The 485-nt window shown below is 64.5% G+C and carries 1 protein-coding gene; it reads left to right on the top strand.

Features of this window, described 5'->3' with window-relative positions:
- A partial coding sequence (locus ACLD7X_RS18610; protein WP_411425163.1) for a histone deacetylase family protein occupies positions 1–485 on the top strand: 485 nt, incomplete at both ends.

The raw sequence follows: 485 nt of genomic DNA, 5'->3' as shown, positions 1-485 counted from the left end.
GAGGCACCCTGCTCACGGCGCGGCTCGCCCTGCGCCATGGGGTGGCCTGTCATCTGGCCGGCGGGACCCACCATGCCTTTCCCGACCAGGGGAGCGGCTTCTGCATCTTCAATGACGTGGCGGTCGCCGCCCGGGTTCTGCTGCAGGAAGGGAGCGTGGGGCGACTGGTGGTGGTGGATCTGGATGTGCATCAGGGGGATGCCACCGCGTTGATCTTTGCCGGAGATCCACGGGTGTTCACCTTCTCAGCCCATTGCGCCAGCAATTTTCCATTGCGCAAACAAGTGAGCGATTGCGATCTTCCCCTGGCGGATGGCCTGGAAGACCAGGAGTATCTGGCGGCCGTCGGTGATCACCTGCCCGAGCTGCTGGATCAGATCCAACCCGACCTGGTGCTCTACAACGCCGGGGTGGATCCCCACCGCGAAGACCGTCTCGGCAGGCTCTGCCTCACCGATCAGGGGCTGATGAACCGCGACAGGCTG

Source organism: Aphanothece microscopica RSMan92 (genome assembly GCF_046613545.2).
Taxonomy (GTDB): Bacteria; Cyanobacteriota; Cyanobacteriia; order PCC-6307; family Cyanobiaceae; genus NIES-981.
Note: the sequence above shows the minus strand (reverse complement) of the source record. Positions and strands in the feature narration are given on the sequence as shown.